The sequence below is a fragment of the Streptomyces sp. NPDC028289 genome, from assembly GCF_055565975.1.
Genome location: NZ_JBVHTI010000003.1, coordinates 743,620 through 759,529, shown reverse-complemented (window position 1 = coordinate 759,529; position 15,910 = coordinate 743,620). Strand labels below are relative to the sequence as shown.

General features: G+C 69.7%; 19 protein-coding genes. 2 read left to right on the top strand and 17 right to left on the bottom strand.

Annotated features, from left to right (window positions below; genetic code table 11):
• Positions 1 to 227: 227 nt before the first annotated feature.
• Positions 228 to 1,001, bottom strand: coding sequence for an isoprenyl transferase (locus tag ACZ4UV_RS17655; RefSeq protein WP_351498686.1), 774 nt, complete (start codon positions 999 to 1,001; stop codon positions 228 to 230).
• Between the two features lie 917 nt (positions 1,002 to 1,918).
• The gene (locus ACZ4UV_RS17650; RefSeq protein WP_451022962.1) at positions 1,919 to 2,719 is read right to left on the bottom strand and encodes a class I SAM-dependent methyltransferase; all 801 of its coding nucleotides are present in this window, start codon (positions 2,717 to 2,719) and stop codon (positions 1,919 to 1,921) included.
• A gap of 51 nt (positions 2,720 to 2,770) precedes the next feature.
• Between ACZ4UV_RS17650 and ACZ4UV_RS17645 the strand changes: the two genes are divergently transcribed.
• Positions 2,771 to 3,283, top strand: a complete 513-nt coding sequence (locus ACZ4UV_RS17645) for a DinB family protein (RefSeq protein ID WP_451022963.1) — start codon at positions 2,771 to 2,773, stop codon at positions 3,281 to 3,283.
• A 34-nt stretch (positions 3,284 to 3,317) separates the two neighbouring features.
• Here ACZ4UV_RS17645 and ACZ4UV_RS17640 read toward each other — a convergent pair whose 3' ends face one another.
• The 6 genes from ACZ4UV_RS17640 to ACZ4UV_RS17615 all read right to left on the bottom strand — a co-directional run bounded on the left by ACZ4UV_RS17640 (position 3,318) and on the right by ACZ4UV_RS17615 (position 7,637).
• Positions 3,318 to 3,797 (bottom strand): GNAT family N-acetyltransferase, encoded by a 480-nt coding sequence (locus tag ACZ4UV_RS17640; RefSeq protein WP_451022964.1) that lies wholly within the window; start codon positions 3,795 to 3,797, stop codon positions 3,318 to 3,320.
• 49 nt (positions 3,798 to 3,846) lie between these two features.
• Positions 3,847 to 4,725, bottom strand: coding sequence for an LLM class flavin-dependent oxidoreductase (locus tag ACZ4UV_RS17635; RefSeq protein WP_467838795.1), 879 nt, complete (start codon positions 4,723 to 4,725; stop codon positions 3,847 to 3,849).
• A gap of 69 nt (positions 4,726 to 4,794) precedes the next feature.
• Positions 4,795 to 5,451, bottom strand: a complete 657-nt coding sequence (locus ACZ4UV_RS17630) for a hypothetical protein (RefSeq protein WP_467838793.1) — start codon at positions 5,449 to 5,451, stop codon at positions 4,795 to 4,797.
• A 1-nt stretch (position 5,452) separates the two neighbouring features.
• Positions 5,453 to 6,070 (bottom strand): hypothetical protein, encoded by a 618-nt coding sequence (locus tag ACZ4UV_RS17625; protein ID WP_467838790.1) that lies wholly within the window; start codon positions 6,068 to 6,070, stop codon positions 5,453 to 5,455.
• On the bottom strand, positions 6,067 to 7,329 hold the full coding sequence (locus tag ACZ4UV_RS17620) for a hypothetical protein (protein ID WP_451021238.1): 1,263 nt from the start codon (positions 7,327 to 7,329) through the stop codon (positions 6,067 to 6,069). The genes ACZ4UV_RS17625 and ACZ4UV_RS17620 overlap by 4 nt, the downstream gene beginning before the upstream one ends.
• Entirely contained in the window at positions 7,326 to 7,637 is a 312-nt protein-coding gene (locus ACZ4UV_RS17615) for a hypothetical protein (protein WP_390046506.1), read from the bottom strand. Before ACZ4UV_RS17615 ends, ACZ4UV_RS17620 begins: the two co-directional genes overlap by 4 nt.
• A gap of 229 nt (positions 7,638 to 7,866) precedes the next feature.
• Between ACZ4UV_RS17615 and ACZ4UV_RS17610 the strand changes: the two genes are divergently transcribed.
• The gene (locus ACZ4UV_RS17610; protein WP_467838785.1) at positions 7,867 to 8,232 is read left to right on the top strand and encodes a DUF192 domain-containing protein; all 366 of its coding nucleotides are present in this window, start codon (positions 7,867 to 7,869) and stop codon (positions 8,230 to 8,232) included.
• A 31-nt stretch (positions 8,233 to 8,263) separates the two neighbouring features.
• On the opposite strand, the gene ACZ4UV_RS17605 is transcribed toward ACZ4UV_RS17610, so the two are convergent.
• The 9 genes from ACZ4UV_RS17605 to ACZ4UV_RS17565 all read right to left on the bottom strand — a co-directional run bounded on the left by ACZ4UV_RS17605 (position 8,264) and on the right by ACZ4UV_RS17565 (position 15,770).
• Positions 8,264 to 8,893 carry an OmpA family protein gene (locus ACZ4UV_RS17605; RefSeq protein WP_467838782.1) on the bottom strand — a complete coding sequence of 210 codons (630 nt, stop codon included), beginning with the start codon at positions 8,891 to 8,893 and terminating at the stop codon, positions 8,264 to 8,266.
• A gap of 7 nt (positions 8,894 to 8,900) precedes the next feature.
• On the bottom strand, positions 8,901 to 9,479 hold the full coding sequence (locus ACZ4UV_RS17600) for a hypothetical protein (RefSeq protein ID WP_467839398.1): 579 nt from the start codon (positions 9,477 to 9,479) through the stop codon (positions 8,901 to 8,903).
• 34 nt (positions 9,480 to 9,513) lie between these two features.
• Positions 9,514 to 10,098, bottom strand: coding sequence for a pilus assembly protein TadG-related protein (locus ACZ4UV_RS17595; protein ID WP_467839395.1), 585 nt, complete (start codon positions 10,096 to 10,098; stop codon positions 9,514 to 9,516).
• Positions 10,095 to 10,292, bottom strand: coding sequence for a hypothetical protein (locus tag ACZ4UV_RS17590; RefSeq protein ID WP_467838780.1), 198 nt, complete (start codon positions 10,290 to 10,292; stop codon positions 10,095 to 10,097). The genes ACZ4UV_RS17595 and ACZ4UV_RS17590 overlap by 4 nt, the downstream gene beginning before the upstream one ends.
• Positions 10,293 to 10,399: 107 nt before the next feature.
• Positions 10,400 to 11,131 carry a response regulator gene (locus ACZ4UV_RS17585; protein ID WP_467838777.1) on the bottom strand — a complete coding sequence of 244 codons (732 nt, stop codon included), beginning with the start codon at positions 11,129 to 11,131 and terminating at the stop codon, positions 10,400 to 10,402.
• Complete coding sequence (locus ACZ4UV_RS17580) at positions 11,128 to 12,567, bottom strand: sensor histidine kinase (protein ID WP_467838774.1); 1,440 nt, start codon at positions 12,565 to 12,567, stop codon at positions 11,128 to 11,130. Before ACZ4UV_RS17580 ends, ACZ4UV_RS17585 begins: the two co-directional genes overlap by 4 nt.
• A 9-nt stretch (positions 12,568 to 12,576) precedes the next feature.
• Positions 12,577 to 13,464, bottom strand: coding sequence for a DUF5936 domain-containing protein (locus tag ACZ4UV_RS17575; protein ID WP_467838771.1), 888 nt, complete (start codon positions 13,462 to 13,464; stop codon positions 12,577 to 12,579).
• Positions 13,465 to 13,480: 16 nt separating this feature from the next.
• A complete protein-coding gene (locus ACZ4UV_RS17570) occupies positions 13,481 to 14,425 on the bottom strand; it encodes a type II secretion system F family protein (RefSeq protein WP_467838768.1) in 945 nt (314 codons plus the stop codon).
• Positions 14,426 to 14,432: 7 nt separating this feature from the next.
• Entirely contained in the window at positions 14,433 to 15,770 is a 1,338-nt protein-coding gene (locus ACZ4UV_RS17565) for a CpaF family protein (protein ID WP_467838766.1), read from the bottom strand.
• Between the last annotated feature and the right edge of the window lie 140 nt (positions 15,771 to 15,910).

The following is a 15,910-nucleotide window of genomic DNA, read 5'->3' as shown; positions in this document are numbered from 1 at the left end:
TGCCCGGGGTTCGGGCGTCGACCTGTCTGGCTTATGCCCTCGAACATGCGCCGCCATGCCACGGTCCGCAACGACGCGCAGGTGAACTCCGTGTTACTCGCGCCCTAATATGGGTGATTTACGCCTCATGGGTGGCGTGGGGTCATCCACCGTGACGAGGTGGTCATCCAGCGTGGCGGTGGTGGCGGGGGCCGTATGCCGTGTCGACGTCCGCCGTCAGGATGACGTCACCCGCCGTAGCGGCGGTGCCGGGCCGCATAGTCGCGCAGAGCGCGCAGGAAGTCGACCTTGCGGAACGCGGGCCAGAAGACCTCGCAGAAGTAGTACTCGGAGTGGGCGGTCTGCCAGAGCATGAATCCGGACAGCCGCTGCTCGCCGCTGGTGCGGATCACCAGGTCGGGGTCGGGCTGGGCACCGGTGTAGAGGTGACGGCCGATCATGTCGACGTCGACGGAGTCGGCGAGGTCCTCCATCGCGACGCCCTTGTCGTGGGCGTCGAGGATCATCGAGCGGACGGCGTCGGCGATCTCCTGGCGGCCGCCGTAGCCGATGGCGACGTTCACCAGTATTCCGTCGACGTGCGCGGTGGCCTCCTCGGCCTCCTTGAGCGCGGTCTGCATCGGGGCCGGCAGCAGGTCGGGGGTGCCGACGTGGTGGACGCGCCAGCGGCCGTCGGCGGCGAGGGTGCGGACGACGTCCTCGATGATGCCGAGGAGAGGGACCAGTTCCTCCGGCGGCCGGTTGAAGTTGTCCGTCGACAGCAGCCAGAGGGTGACGACCTCGACGTCCGTCTCGGTGCACCAGCCGAGGAACTCCTCGATCTTCTCGGCACCGGCGCGGTGACCGTCGACAGGGGTGGAGCCGGCGGCCTTCGCCCAACGGCGGCTGCCGTCCACGATGACACCGATGTGCTTGGGCACCTGGGCGTGGTCCAGGTGGCCTTCCACCCGGCGCGCGTAGAGCCTGACAAGCAGGCCGCGCAGCTTGTCGCGCAGGTTCACTTGAAGTCCGCCCCTCGTGATTCGGATGCGGGAGTCCGCGTGCTTGGGGATGCGGGAGTCCGCCCGCCGAAGCCTACCCCTCCGGGGGTTGAGCCGGTTGACGCCCCAGGGGGTGGGGGGTGAGGCCAATTGCGCGACTACGGGCGGGTCGTGGCTGGTCGCGCAGTTCCTCCCCCAGCCTTCGGCCGGGGGTACCCCCAGCGCCCCCGGGTCGGTGGCGCCCGGGTCGCCTGAAAAGCGGGTGAGAACCGCGGACAGAAAAACGGGCCGGTCCGTGGGGGGGAGACGGACCGGCCCGAGGGGGGGCTTCCACCATAACCCTTCGTAAGTGATGCTGCGCGCATCAGCGCGCATCAACTACTCTCCGGAGTCGTCCGGCGACGCCCCGGTGGGCCGGAAACGCTGGATTCGAGAGTCCGGCATGGCCGATTCACAGCGGAATCCCAGGAAAAGTAGCCGCATACGGGGAGATCAAGAGGGTTTGAGCCGTCTTGTGGATGCCTCGGCGAGTTGTTCACGCGTCCCCCCGACGGGCTACCCCGGGTGCGAACGGTGCCTTGACGGGAGCGAGCGGGGCGTTGCGGCACCGCGCAGCCCCCTCCTCTGCGCGGTACCGCCCGCGCAGCTTTGCTCACGCGAATTGCCTTGGTCTGAACTTACGTGAGCCGATCGGGTGATACGAAGCAAAAGAGGTAACGATGTGGGAACGCTGTGAAAATGAGAGATGAACAGAGGGGGGCGCCCTTCACTTATGCGTAGATTCACTAACTAGTGAGCGACTTGACCGTATTGATCGATTGCATCCCCTGATGCCCCGCCTTGATCGTTTCACCTTCCGCTCGGCCGGGCGGGTGTCCGCAAACCCGGACGGCGGTTCTTGGCCATTCTTCGCCGCCTGGCATTCCAAGGCCGGTGGATCACGGCCGGCGCGCCGGTCTGCGGGCGTCGAAAAGATGCCGGGAGCTGTGCGCGACGAAGGGCCCTTCCGTCTCGATCCGCCGGTGCAGGGTGCGGAGTTGCGGCTCGTACGCCTCGACCGTGAAGCCCGGGACCATCCACACGACCTTCCGCAGGAAGTACACGACGGCCGCGATGTCGTGGAACTCCATCCGCAGCCGCTCCGCCCGCAGACCGGACACCTCCAGCCCGGCCGCCTCCGCCGCGGCGCGCTCGGCGTCGGGGTGGCGGCCGCCACGGACGGCCTCCGGCTGCGGACCGAGGAAGAACTCGACGAGCTCGAAGACGCTGGCGGGCCCGACGTGCTGCGCGAAGTACGTGCCGCCCGGCCGCAGCACACGCGCGATCTCGGCCCAATCGGCCCGCACCGGATGCCTGCTGAGCACCAGGTCGAAGGTCTCGTCGGCGAACGGCAGCGGGGCGTCCTCGGGCGAGGCGACGACCACCACACCGCGCGCGCCCAGCAGCGCGGCCGCCTTCGGGACGTTCGGCGGCCAGCCCTCGGTGGCCGCGAGCAGCCGCGGCCGGTCCGGGGCCGCCGTGCCGAGGGCGAAGTCGAACACCTCTCCGCCGCCGGTCTGGATGTCGAGCGCCGCGGTGGCGCGGGCCAGACGCCCGCCGGCCGCACGGGCGTACCCCCACGAGGGGCGCGCCTCGGTGGCCCGTCCCTCGAACCAGGAGAAGTCCCACCCCTCGGTCGGCACGGCGGCGCCCTCGGCGACGAGGTCCTCGAAGGTGCGGTGTGTCCGCTGCTCTGCCATGGCCGCAGCATCGCAGCGGATTGTCGGTCCCCGCTGCTAATTTCACCCGCCATGACGACCGACGACACGTACACGGCCGGTGAGAAGGAAATCCTGCACGCGAGCCTGGACCGGCACCGGGACGCGGTCCTGTGGAAACTGCAGGGCCTGGACGACGAACAGCTGCGGCGCCCGATGACGCCGTCGGGCACGAACCTCCTGGGGCTGGTCAAGCACCTGGCGTCGGTGGAGTACGGCTGGTTCGTCTCGGCCTTCGGCGGCGAGGTGGAGCCGCTGTGGTTCGACCCCTACACCGACGACGACCTGTCCGTCGGCCCCGGCGAGACAACCCGGCAGATCATCGACTTCTACGGCCGTGCGCGCGCCGCGTCCGACGCGGTGATCACCGGACGCCCGCTGGACTCGCTGGGCCGCCCGGACTGGCGGGACCACGAGGTCTCGCTGCGCTGGGTCCTCGTCCACATGATCGAGGAGACGGCACGGCACGCCGGGCACATGGACATCGTGCGGGAGCTGGTCGACGGGGCGACGGGAGACCATCCGCGCGCCACGGGAACGGCGTGACGGGTTCGGGGGCGGCGACCGCGCCGCGGGGGCATCACGGTGCCCCCGCGGCGTGGTCGCGCAGCACGAGCAGCAGGTACCCCTCGTCCACGGGGTGCTCCGTGTCCTCGCACGGCACGAAGCCGCTCTTCTCCAGCAGCCGTACGGAGGCGGTGTTCTCGGCGGACGTGTCGGCGAACAGGGGCCGTACGGTCTCCTCCTGGAGGAAGAGCGCGAGGGCGCGGCTGCCGACGCCTCTCCCCCAGTAGGCCCGCCCGAGCCAGTACCCGGTGAACCGGCGCTCGCCCTCCCACCAGGCGACGATGTTCCCCGCGACCTCGCCGTCCGCCACGACGGTCCGCACCAGGCCGCTCGGATCCCCGAGCACCCGCTCCCGCCAGTGCCGGAGGAAGGCCTCCCGGGGCCGGGGCGTGAACCTCGACCGCCGGACGGCCTCCGGATCGTGCTCGTAGGCAAGGAAGATTTCGAGGTCGTCGTCCTGCACGGGCCGCAGCCGAACGTCATCGGTCGTCATAACGGCGAGTGTGGCACCCGCCACTGACAACGCCGGGCAGCCGGTGGCGCTACGGCACCAGCGGCCGGACCTCCTCCGCGGTGAACCGTACGAAGCCCTCGGGATCGGCTTCGTCCGCCGTCGGCTGGAGGATGACGGTGTCGGCGCCGGCCTCCACGAGCCGCTGCACGGCCTTGGCGACGGTGCCCGCGTCACCGGCGACACCGAGGTCGGGGACGGACTCCAGCCCCTCCGCGACGAGTTCGGCACGGAGCCGGGCGGGGGCGTCGGGCCCGGTGGCGGTCAGCAGGTACACGACGACCCTGTGCGGCTCGTCCGCGCCGCGCCCCGCGGCCAGCCGCCCCTCCTCGATGAGCCGCAGGGCCCGGCGGACGCCGTCGGGTGAGGTGGCCGCGGTGAGAACGGTCCCGTCCGCGGCGGCACCGGACAGGCGGAGGGTACGGGGCCCTTCGGCGCCGGCGAGGACCTCGGCGGCGCCGGCGGGCGGCCAGTCGAGCGCGACGTCGTCGAGCCGGACGTACCGCCCGTCCACCGTGACCCGCTCCCCGCGCAACAGCGCGCGCAGGGCGTCGAGATGCTCGCGCAGCAGGGTCAGCGGGGACTCCGCGCGGGCGCCGACCTGGCCCATCCAGTCCTGCACACCGTGTCCGACGCCGATGACCGCGCGCCCCGGGAACATCCGGTGCAGCGCGGCGACCTCCATCGCGGTGACGGCGACGTTCCGCAACGGCACCGGCAACAGCCCGACCCCGACCCGCACCCGCTCCGACCACGCGAGCGCGGCCGCCGCCGCGGAGATCCCACCCTCCCTGAAGCAGTCCTCCCACAACCACAACTCCTCCAGCCCCACCCCCTCAGCAACGCGAACCACGTCCCGCAGCCGCTCGGGGGGTAGCTGGGGACGGAAGACTGCGCCGAGTGATGTCATGGGGGAGGTATTACCCGGGGCAGGCGAGCGTCACAACCGAATTGCGTTCCGGCAGGCAGAGCATCGGTGTCACGGGCCGATCGAGCTGACCTCCGGTACACGGACCCCGGCCCGGCGGGCGAGTTCCAGCGCCTCGGGACCCGCTCCATGGGCGTCGGCGGGGAGACCAGGGTTATAGCTCTGGCGTTGATGGATGACGTAGAGGCGGCGGGGCCCTGGTACCGCGAGCACGGCGGCGAAGCGGGGATCGCCGGCGAACCAGATCTCCCGTACCTGCGCCTGCCGTTCGGCTTTGGCCCGCTTGCCCAGGCGTCCGCCCCACCAGATGGAGCGCACGTGTGAGTACATCACCATCGTCACCTGCTGGTCCGGCATCTCCGGGTTGGGGAACTTCAGCCAGGCGTAGCCGTTGCCGACACCGGGGAGGTTGCCGATGCCGCTCTCCGGAGCTTCGTACATCTGCCAGGCGTACTGCCGCAGGAGGAGCCGGGCGCGAAACGCTCCCCTCCAGTAGGCCCACTGGAGAAACGTCCGGTAGAACGTGTAGGCCATCGGGACGAAGAAGAGCCACAGTGTCCAGGTGATCGACATGCTCACGTACCACGCAAGCAAGGCGACCCAGGCGGCAGGCCACAGGACCTGGCCGAGGGCGGCGCAGATCAACAGCTTCGTCCAGGCCCGGCGGGTCGCCTGATCGTCCCAGGCCGTGGGATACGTGGGCGGCATGTCAGTCCTTGTCGGGTACGTCATCGGCTACATCCGGGAGGGGGTTCTCGAAGCTGACCGTGCCGGCGATTTCCTGGAGCAGGGCACGGTAGTGCCTCGCTCGTGTGACGGATGCCGTGGCGAGCGAGAGAATCGCGACGCGCCGGCTGTCGGGACATGGCACGTAGACCGTGGCCTGGAGCAGTTCGCACGGGGCACCGAGGTGCAGTTCCGGTGGCACGGTCGTGCGTGTCTGCACGAGCGCGGCGGAGCCGCACGGCAGGTCCAGCATCTCGATGTGCTCGGCGCTCTCCGCTCCGGCTGCCGCGCGGGCCGCGAGTACGCTGCGCGGAGCCCATGCGGTGTCCCGCCAGGTGAGCGTGAAGAACGACAGCAGCGGACTCCCGTCTCCCTCGTCATCTGCGTGCAGGCCAAGGCAGCAGTGCACCGTTCCTGCTTCGAGGAGCAGCTGGGCCAGCCGGAGCACCGGATCGAGTCCGGCCGGCAGCACTGCAGGTTCACGCTCGGCGTTCGTCAGTTCCTGGAGGGGAAGTGGGACGAACCCCGGGGGCAACGCGAACCAGATGTCGGCGTCCACGTTCCTGGCCGAGTCGTCGATCACGCACGGAGCGCCGTTCATGATGCTTCACCTGTACCGCGCAAGAGGAAGTGAAGGGCGCCCATGGTCGCTGGGACGTCGATGCCCAGAGTTCTGGGTCCGTCGAGAAGGTTGCTGACCGTTTTGGCCGCATCGTTGTCCAGGGTGTCGACAAAGCTGCTCGTCACGCCATAGACAGCCGTACTGGCTCCCAAGATCGTCGCGGGTTTGTCGATCTTCTCCACAATCGGCGCCAACCTGCCACCGAACACGCGGGAATGGGCAAGGAAGCTGGCCGCCCCGCCAGCGGCTTCGGCCTCTGACCTGATCGAGGAACCGACCGCCTTGAGCGACGTTCCGGCGTTGGCTCCGGCCCTCGCCAGTCTCTGCCCGAGACTCAGCACCTCGTCGCCCTCTGCCACGAGCGAAAGCAGTTCACCGGACTCCCCTACGGAACGGAGCCCGAGGTAGCTGCCTTTGGCCACCGCCCCCAACCCCGGCAGCATCCCCAGGAAGTCCCCCGCGACGCCCAGCAGGTTGCCCCAGAAGTCGACGTCCAGTTCGCCCTTGGTGAGGCCGTCCTGCAGTGAGGACAGGACTTCGGGGTCGCTGATCCGCAGGCCGAAGGCCATTCCGCTGAGCAGGCCCGCCGCCAGGAACAGCATCCAGGGTGCGACGGCCGTGAGGCCCAGCAGGGCGATCACGCCGAGCACGGCGGCGCACGCACTGAGGATGTCGGGAAGGTTGTCGCCCAGCCAGTCGGTGAACCTGTCCCAGGCGTTCGGCTCGTGCGGCACCAGTCTGTGCGTGGCGTCGCCGATGTGCCGGGCCCGCCTGCGCGCGGTCTCCTCGTGCTCGCCGGCGAGGGATCGGGCACGCTTCAGCACGTCGTCCAGGTCCCCCTGCGCCGCCGCGACCTTTTCGTGGCCCTCGTCCGCGTGCCCCCGGGCGCGCTGCAACGCCTCGCGGGCGTCCCTCGCCTCGCCGTCGAGCTTCTTCGCGCGCCGCTGGAACTCCTCCAGCTCCGCGCCCCAGAGGTCCAGTTGCCTCGCCGCCTTGTCGACGGAGTGGGCGCCGTTCCTGAGGTTGAGCGGCAGCGGGCCGGTCTCCAGTTGCGCACGGAAGGCGACGGCAGCGTCGCCTTCCCAGTAGCTGCCGTTCATCAACTTCGTGACCTTGGAGTGTGCCTTCTCCATCTCCTTGGCGCAGTCGGACAGCTTGCGGTGGATGTCCCGCACCAGGTCGGTGCTGCCGGGCGCCGGGTCGAAGCCGAGATGGTGGTAGGGGTTCGCGGCGGTCACTTGCCCCCGCCCCTGCTCCGTGCCTTCTCCAACGCCTTCTCCAGGGCGACGTCCACCTCGTGGAAGTCGTCCTTCGCCTTCTTCGTGACGGCCGTGAGCTGCCCGATCTGCTCGGCGATCTCCTTCGCACCGTAGTGCCAGTCCTCCTGGAACCGGTCGCACGCCCTGTCCAGCTCGTCGGTACCGAGGCCGTCGACCCCCGGGTCGTGCAACACCTTCTGCAACGCAGTGAAGGACTGTTGCGCCTTCTTCAAGTCCTTGAAGAAGGCGTCCAGTTCGGTGCCGTCGACCTTCAGACGGTCAGCCATGTGCGTCCCTCGCCGACGAGAGGCCGCAGTCGGCCGGAAGCAGTGCGCCAGGGAGCCAGGAGGGGCGGTTCACCAGGGGACTCCAGGTGGGGCTAGACGTCTCTTGACCCTCCCAACGATCTCCACGCGCTCGGGTGACACTTGTCCGGTCCCCGGGGAGGGACCCGCCGCCGCGTTGTGGATACGGTCGGTGCGAGTACCTGAGGCGCAACCGTGAAAGGGGTGGGGTGTGGGGCGCTGGCGGGACGGCCGGGGGACCTTGGTCGTGCACGGGGACGGGGGGCGGGTGGCCGCCGTCCCGCTGGAGATCGCCACGTCGTATCGCGCCCGCACCAGAGGGTTGCTGGGGCGTGACGGGCTTGACGGCGCGATCCTGCTCTCGCCCGCCAACGGGATCCACACGTTCCGGATGCGGATGGCGATCGACGTCGCCTATCTGGACCGCCGGCTGAACGTCATCGCCGTGCGGACGATGCCGCCGGGCCGCCTCGGCCGGCCTCGCCTTCGTTCCCGGCACGTACTGGAGGCGGAGGCGGGGGCCATGGCCGACTGGGGAGTGCGGAAGGGCGCGCGGGTGACGGTCGAGGCGGAGTAGCACTCGCCGACCCTGCTGCGGCTGACCGCGCTCAGCTCTCCGTCCGCGGGAACGTGACCTCCACCCGGCGGTTCTTCTTCCTTCCCTCCTCCGTCGAGTTGTCCGCGATCGGGTACTGCTCGCCGTAGCCGCGGACGTCGAAGGTGATGTTCGGGTCGTTCAGGTCCTGGTCGAGGACGGCCTGTACGGCGTTGGCGCGCTGGCGGGAGAGGACGTCTCCGTGGGCCGAGGTACCCAGGTTGTCGGTGAAGCCGAAGACGCGGACCTGGGTCGGGTTCTGCTTCCTGATCTCGTCGGCGATCGCCCCGATCCGCGCCTTCGCCGCCGCGCCGAGCTTCGCGCTGTCCTTGCTGAACAGCACCTCGGCCTGGAGGGCGAACGTCACGTCCGCGTTGGTGTCCTCACGCCGTTCGTCACCGCTCTGGTCCTCCACGACCGACTTGATGTCCAGGACCTTGGGCTCGGCGAGGGTGGCGCCCTCGGGAAGCTTCAGGTCGGGGTCGGTGGGGTCGATCTTCACGGGGGCGCTGGCGGAGGGTTCCGTGCCCGGGGGGACGCTCGGGTCGCCACCGTCGGCACGGGCGGTCGTCGCGCCGTAGAGGTTCGCGGCGAGGAGGAGCGTGGCGGCGCCCAGAGTCAGGGAGAGGCGTGGAGTGGTCACTTCGGCCTCACCCGGAGATCTTGATGGTGCCGCTGGAGAAGGTGGGGAGTTGGAAGGTGACTTCGGTGGTGGCGGCGGGCGGGGCGGGGAACTGCATGAAGACGGCAAGGCTGGCGCCGGCCTTGAGGAACGAGAAGCCGGTCGTGGTCAATGGGCGACCGTCCGTGTCACGCAGCACGTAGTACCGCTTCTTTCCCTGCGAGTCGACCAATGTGGCACCCCCTAGCGACGAACCGTTCCTGACGATCTCGGTTTCGTTGCCGCTGAGAGCGGACGGGATGGTGACGGTGCCGGCACCGTCGTTCTTCAGAACGCCGTTCACCGTGACGAACCCGCCCGAGTCACGTTGCGCGGAGGTGATCTGGAGAAGGAGACCATCCGAGCCCTGCAACTCCGCCAGGGGGGCGGCCGACTGACCCTCTTGCGTGCTCGGATCGGCCGCACTGCTCCTGGACGCCGAGGCCTGCGGCTTGTCGTCGCCACCGCCACCGCCACCGCCACAACCGGTCACGCTCAGGGCCAGACCGGCCGCAAGGGTCAGGGCGATCATCCCGGTGCGGGTCTTCGCGGTGAACCGAACGCTCATCGCTCCTCTTCTTTCTTCCATCGTCGTTCGCATGTCAGTCAGCCAGATGGACGTCGAAGAGGTCCCCGGGGCCCGGGAGATCCGTGAGGTCACCCGGGTCCAGGGTCCAGTTCCGGTCCTTGCAGGTGAGTTCGGGGAGAACGCCGTCGACGTCGGACAGCGTGAACGTGCAGAGCGGCTCGATCACAGCGGTGGCGTGTGCTGTCGACTTCATGTTCTCGGTGCCGGGTACGACAGAGTCGCCGACGGTCTTGTTCGTCTCGGCGTCGACCTCGTAACTCAGCGGCGCTTCAGATGCGCACTGTGCCGTCGCGTCGTTCTGGGCGGCCAGGTCGGTCGCCCGCCAACAGGATGGCGCGACATCCACCTTGCCGTCGAAGATGTCCTGCCACTTGGTCGGGTCGAGCACGTTCTGCACCCACTGGTCCGCGAGCTCGTCACGCTCGTTCATGGCCGCGGCGAGCGCCGCCGCGTCGGCTGCCGTCTGAGCTCCGTTCCGGTTCACCGCGGCCTGGCCGACCGCGAAGTATGCGAGCGCGAGAAAGAGCAGGGCGGCCACCACTGTGATGTAGATCGGAAAGGCCTGCCCTGCGTCACGGATTCCGCGCGGGTTCGTCAGCTGCCGACGATGTCGGCGATCTTGCCTCGGATCCCGTCCACAATGTCCCCTGCGATGTTTGTACCGAAACCCACGATGGCCAGTACGATCACCACCACCACCGCGATGATCCCCAGGTACTCGACCGCAGTCTGCCCCCGGTCGTCGGCACGGCGCTGTATTGCGACAAGCATCCTCAGCAACAGGTCGCTCATGGTGCTCCCCTCCGGGTTCGGTTCCGATCCTGGCACCGTACGAAGGAACATACCCATCGGCGGAGGGTCCCAGGACCCAAATCCGGACCCAATTCACCCGGTTCATCTCAGGCCACCCCCAGCCACTTGGCCGTCGCCTGGGCGCGGGAGGCGGCGTGGAGTTTGGCGAAGATGCGGTTGATGTGGTTCTTGACCGTCTTCTCGCTGATGAAGCAGACGGCGGCTATCTGCTGGTTGTTCATGCCGGACGCGATGAGGTTCATGATCTCCGCCTCCCTGCTGCTCAGTTTAAACCGGGACTGGGATGACTGTCTCATGGATGATTGCAGTTGCGAAAGTTCTTTGAGGAAAAAACTCCTTGATAGAGCACCCAGTTGCGGTTTTGTGTGTGCAGTCGCGTTGCCTCTGACGTTCTCCAGCAACGCGTTCGTCGCCGTCGGTGAGAAGTGCGGGCGGCCCCGGCCCACGTCCCGTACCGCCTGGGTCAGCTGCTGTGTCGTGAACTCGCCGTGCACCAGGTAGCCTCCGGCGCCGAGCCGGACCGCCTCCTGCACTAGGTCCGTTCCGTCGCTGTACGTCAGCATCATGACCGGGGCGACGCGGACCAGGTGGGGCAGGACCGCGATACCGTCCACGCCGGGCATGCGGACGTCCAGGAGGATGACGTCGGGGCGGTGGTGCAGGGCCGCCTCGTAGGCCGCGCGACCGTCCTCGGCCTCCGCCACCACCGTGAGGTCGTCCGCCACGGAGAGGACAGCCGTCAGGCCCGCGCGGATCACCGGGTTGTCGTCGACCACCAGGACGCGCAGGACGGGCGGGACGCGTGTCTCCTCCGTCATGGCAGTGGCACCTCCACTCGGACCTCCGTGCCCTTGTCGGTGGTCAGTTGGATGCGGGCGCCCACCGCCGCCGCCCGTTCCGTCATGCCGAGCAGGCCGAAGTGGCCCGTGCGGCGCAGGTCTTCGAGGGACGCGTCCGAAGGCAGGCCCCGGCCGTCGTCGTGGATCGTCACCACCAGGTGGGTGGGGGTGGTGACCGCCCGTACGTCGACCCTCGTCGCGTGTGCGTGGCGGTACGCGTTCTCCAGGGCTTCCGCCGCGATGCCCAGCAGTTGGCGGGCCGTGGGGGGCGGGAGCGGAACGGGGGACGCGGGACCGTCGTACTTCGCAGGGAGGGCCGTGCGCGCGGTGAAGCCGGTCGTCAGTGACTCCAGTTGGGAGAGTACGTCGGCCTCCGGTCCTTCGCGCAGGTCCGTCAGGAGTTCGCGGGACTCCGCCGCCGCCCGGCGTGCCGCCCGCGCCAGCAGTTCCGCCTGGTCTCTGATCAGGGCCGGGTCCAGGCGGTCCGGGGACACGGCCGCCGACGCCGCGAGGCCGTCGGCGACCAGCGCCACGCCGTACAGCGTCTTGGTCACCGAGTCGTGCATCTCCCGTGCCAGCCGGGCGCGTTCCGCGCTCGCCGCCTCGCTCGCGGCCAGGCGGGCCCGGGTCTCGGTCAGGGCCTTGGTGGCGGTGCCGAAGCGGAGCATGAGGTTGCGCAGGGTCGAGCCCATCGCGCCGGTGATGACACAGAGGCCGGGGAGGAGAAGGGATTCGGCCGGCACGGAGTGGTGCTCCAGCGTCTCCTGCACCACGAGGAGGATCAGCGACTGGAGGGACGCGAAGACCGCCGCTCCTCGCCAGCTGTAGAGGAGGCCGGCGAGGAGGGGGGTGCAGACGCTGACGTACGCGAGGGTGGTGTCGGGGCCCGCCGAGATCAGGAGGAGGGAGCCGAAGAGGGTGTCGGCGGCCAGGAGGGTGGGGTGGCGCAGGAGGAGGGGGCCGAAGCGCTGCCAGTCCCGGAAGAGGACGTACGAGACCATGAATGTGACGACCACGGCGGAGCCGACCAGGCTGGCGCCGAGGCCGGGAACGGCGTTGAGGAGGGCGGCGGGGGTCGCCACGGCGATCATCGCCAGGCGGAAGCCGAAGACCTGGCGGCACATCGCCTGGAGGGCCCGGATCTCGACCTTCTCGCCGCCGGCGGCGGCCAGGGTGACTTCGCTGGCCACGGCGGCCGGGGGGGCTGTGCCCGCCACAGCGGCCTGGGGGGCTTCGACGGCCTCGGCGGTCACGCCGGTGGCGCCGGTAACCCCGGTGGCGCCCGTGGAGGGGATCTCGACCGGCCGCTCCGCATGCTCGCCGTCCACTACGGTGGCCCGGGCCGTGGCCTCGCCGTTCGCGCTCGCGCGGATCGCGGTCTTCTTCCCGTCTTCGCCGGTCATGGTCACGGTCATCGCCTCCGCCTACCTCCCCGTGGCCGACCCGAAGTCGATCCCCGAGCCCAGCAGCAGGCCCGCGGCCAGCAGCAGCAGCGTCGCCGGGACCATGAACGTAGTGATCATGAGGGTGGCCCTCGGTACCGCCCGGGCCGCCTTGCGGCGGGCGTTCTGGGCGTCGGTGCGGCGCATGTCCTTGGCCAGGGCGACCAGCGTGTCGACAATCGGCGCGCCCAGCTCCTCGCCCTGCTGCAACGCCGTCACGAACATCGCCACCTGTTCGGAGTCGTTGCGGCGGCGGAGTTCGGCGAAGGCCTGGCGACGGCTCATGCCGAGGTCCATCTGGCGGAGGGTGATGCGGAGTTCGTCGGCCCAGGGGCCCTCGTAGTGCGTGGCGACCCGGTCCAGGGCCTGGCGGAAGCCGAGGCCGGCGCCGACCACCACCGCTAGGACGTCGAGGAAGTCAGGGAGGGTGCGTTCGATGACGTCCCGGCGGGCGCGGATCGCGGACCAGATGCCGACCTCCGTCCAAAACGCGCCGAAAGCGAGGAGGAGTACGGCAACCAGCCACTGGCCGCGGAGCAGGAAGACCAGGAAACCGGTGCCGCCCAGGAAGCCGTAGACGGCGCGGCGGGCCGCGTAGCGGTCGATGGTCAGGCCGCCGGGGTTGCCGGCCAGGTCGATCCTGCGGCGGTACTTGGCCACCTGGCGCGGGCCCATCAGGCGCAGCACGGCGGGCGCGTACCGCATGCCCATGCGGTCGATGAGGGAGTTGGCGGCACTGGTACGGGTGGCGCCCACCTCCAGGGCGATCGCCAGGTCGGCGGGGAGCTTGGCGTCGGCGCGGTACATGCGGACGCCCGCGAAGACGCCGTAGACGGCGAAGGCCATGAGGAGGGCCAGGAGGAGTGCCATGTGACATACCACCTACCTATACGTCGATGCGGCTGAGGCGGCGGATGAGCACGAAGCCGACGGCGTACAGCCCGAAGGCGATGATGACCGCCGCCTGGCCGAGGCCGGTACCGGTCATGCGGGCCAGGGTGCCGTCGTTGACCCCGTTCATCAGGAACAGGGCGCCGACGCCAAGGACGGGCACGGCGTACGACGTCATCGTCACCTGGGAGAGCTGGGTGCGGATCTCCCGGCGGGTCTCCTTGCGCTCCTCCAGGGTCTCGGTGAGGTTGCGCAGGGCGGAGACGACCTGGCCGCCGGCCCGGTTGGCGAGGACGAGCGTGGTGACGAGGACGACCAGTTCGCGGGACGGGAGCCGGTCGGCCAGCTCGCCGAGCGCGTCGTCCATGGCGTGGCCGATCGCCAACTGGTCCGCGACCTTGGCCAGTTCCTCGCCCGCCGGGGCCTCCAGCTCCTCCGCCGCCATGCCGATCGCGGTGCGCAGGGCAAGGCCGGCGTGGGTGGCGTTGGCCAGGATGCGGGACAGTTCGGGGAGTTGGGCGATGAACCGCTCGATGCGTTTCTGCCGCTGCCAGTTGAGGAACTGGACGGCTGCGAAGACGCCGAGCAGGCCGGCGATCGGGCCGAAGAAGGGGGCGAGGGCGGCCTGGCCGATGAGCCAGAGGGCCGCGACGGTGGCGAGCATGTAGGCGAGGAACTCGCCGGGTGTCACGTCCAGGCCGGTTGCCGCAAGGCGGAGTTCCAGGCGGCGGCCGACCGCCGTGCCGCGCAGCCGCCGGTCCAGGTTGCGGAAGCGGCGCCGGCGGCCGGTGAGCGGGGCCTGGCCGGTGTAGGAGAGGCGGTCCACCAGGGCGGCGCGCTGGGCCCTGCCGGAGGCGTAGGTGTGCAGGCCCACCACGGCCAGGAGACAAGCCAGCAGGGTGATGCCGGTGGTGAGGGTGACGAGGTCGTGGAGGGACATGGGCCGCCTACCGGGCTTCTCGGGTGGTGAGCTGGTCGAGGTGCTGGGCCACGCCGAAGGCCTGCGGGATCGGCTGGCTCGCCATGTAGAGGCGGTCGGCGGTGCGGCGTGGCAGCGGGAAGTACTGGAAGGAGCCGTAAACCCGGCCGTCGTGGGTCATGGGCTGGGCGTCGAAACGGGCCACGGTCGCCAGCCGGTACGGCTCGCTGCCGTGGCTGTCCAGCATCGCGATCTCGGTGATCCGGCGGCCGCCGTCCGCGAACCGGGTCAGCTGGACGATGACCTCGACCGCGCTGTTGATCTGGTCGTGCAGGGCGACGAAGGGGACCTCGACGTCCGACATGGAGGCCAGGGTCTGGAGCCGGGTGAGCGCGTCCTCCGCGCTGTTGGCGTGGACGGTGGCCAGCGAGCCGTCGTGGCCCGTGGACATCGCCTGGAGCATGTCCAGGGACTCGCCGCCGCGGACCTCACCGACCACGATCCGGTCGGGGCGCATCCGCAGGGAGTTGCGGACCAGGTCGCGGATGGTGACCTCGCCCTTGCCCTCGACGTTCGCCGGGCGGGACTCCAGGCGGACCACGTGGGTCTGCTGGAGCTGGAGTTCGGCGGAGTCCTCGATGGTGATGATGCGTTCGTGGGCGGGGATGAGGCCTGAGAGCGCGTTCAGGAGGGTGGTCTTGCCGGTGCCGGTGGCGCCGGAGACGATGATGTTGAACTTCGCCTGTATCAGGCCCGCCAGCAGGTACACCATGTGCTCGTCGAGCGAGCCGAAGCCGATCAGCTCCTGGAGGGTGAAGGAGCGGGGGAAGCGGCGGATGGTGAGGGTGGGGCCGGTCAGGGAGAGCGGCGGGATGATGACGTTGACGCGTTCGCCGGAGGGGAGGCGGGCGTCGACCATCGGGTTCGACTCGTCGACGCGGCGGTTGACCGTGGAGACGATGCGTTCGATGGTCTGCATCAGCTGGTCGGCGGAGACGAAGCGGAGCGGCAACTGCTCGACGCGGCCGCCGCGTTCGACGAAGATCGCGTCGGGGCCGTTCACCATGATCTCCGTGATCGACGCGTCTTCGAGGAGCGGTTCCAGGATGCCGAGGCCGAGGGCCTCGTCGACGACCCGGCGGATCAGCTGGGAGCGTTCGACGGTCGACAGGACCGGGCCCTCGCGGCTGATGATGTGGCCGAGGACGCGTTCGAGCCGGGCCCGGCGCTCGGCGGCGGCCAGCGCGCTCATCTCCGCGAGGTCGATCTCCTCCAGGAGCTTGGCCCGGTAGGAGGAGACCAGGTGGCCGTCCTCGCCCCGGCTGCCGTGCTCCTCGGGGGAGTTGATGCGTGCCCGCAGGCTCATGCGTTTCCTTCGGGATCCGTAGTGTGCCTCAGCCGTCGGACTCATGCCGTGTGTCCGGCACCGACGTCGGCGTCGTATGTGAGTGCGCGGGTCGAATGCGTGACCTTTCAGGGAGGGTGTCGTTGATCGGATGACAGCAT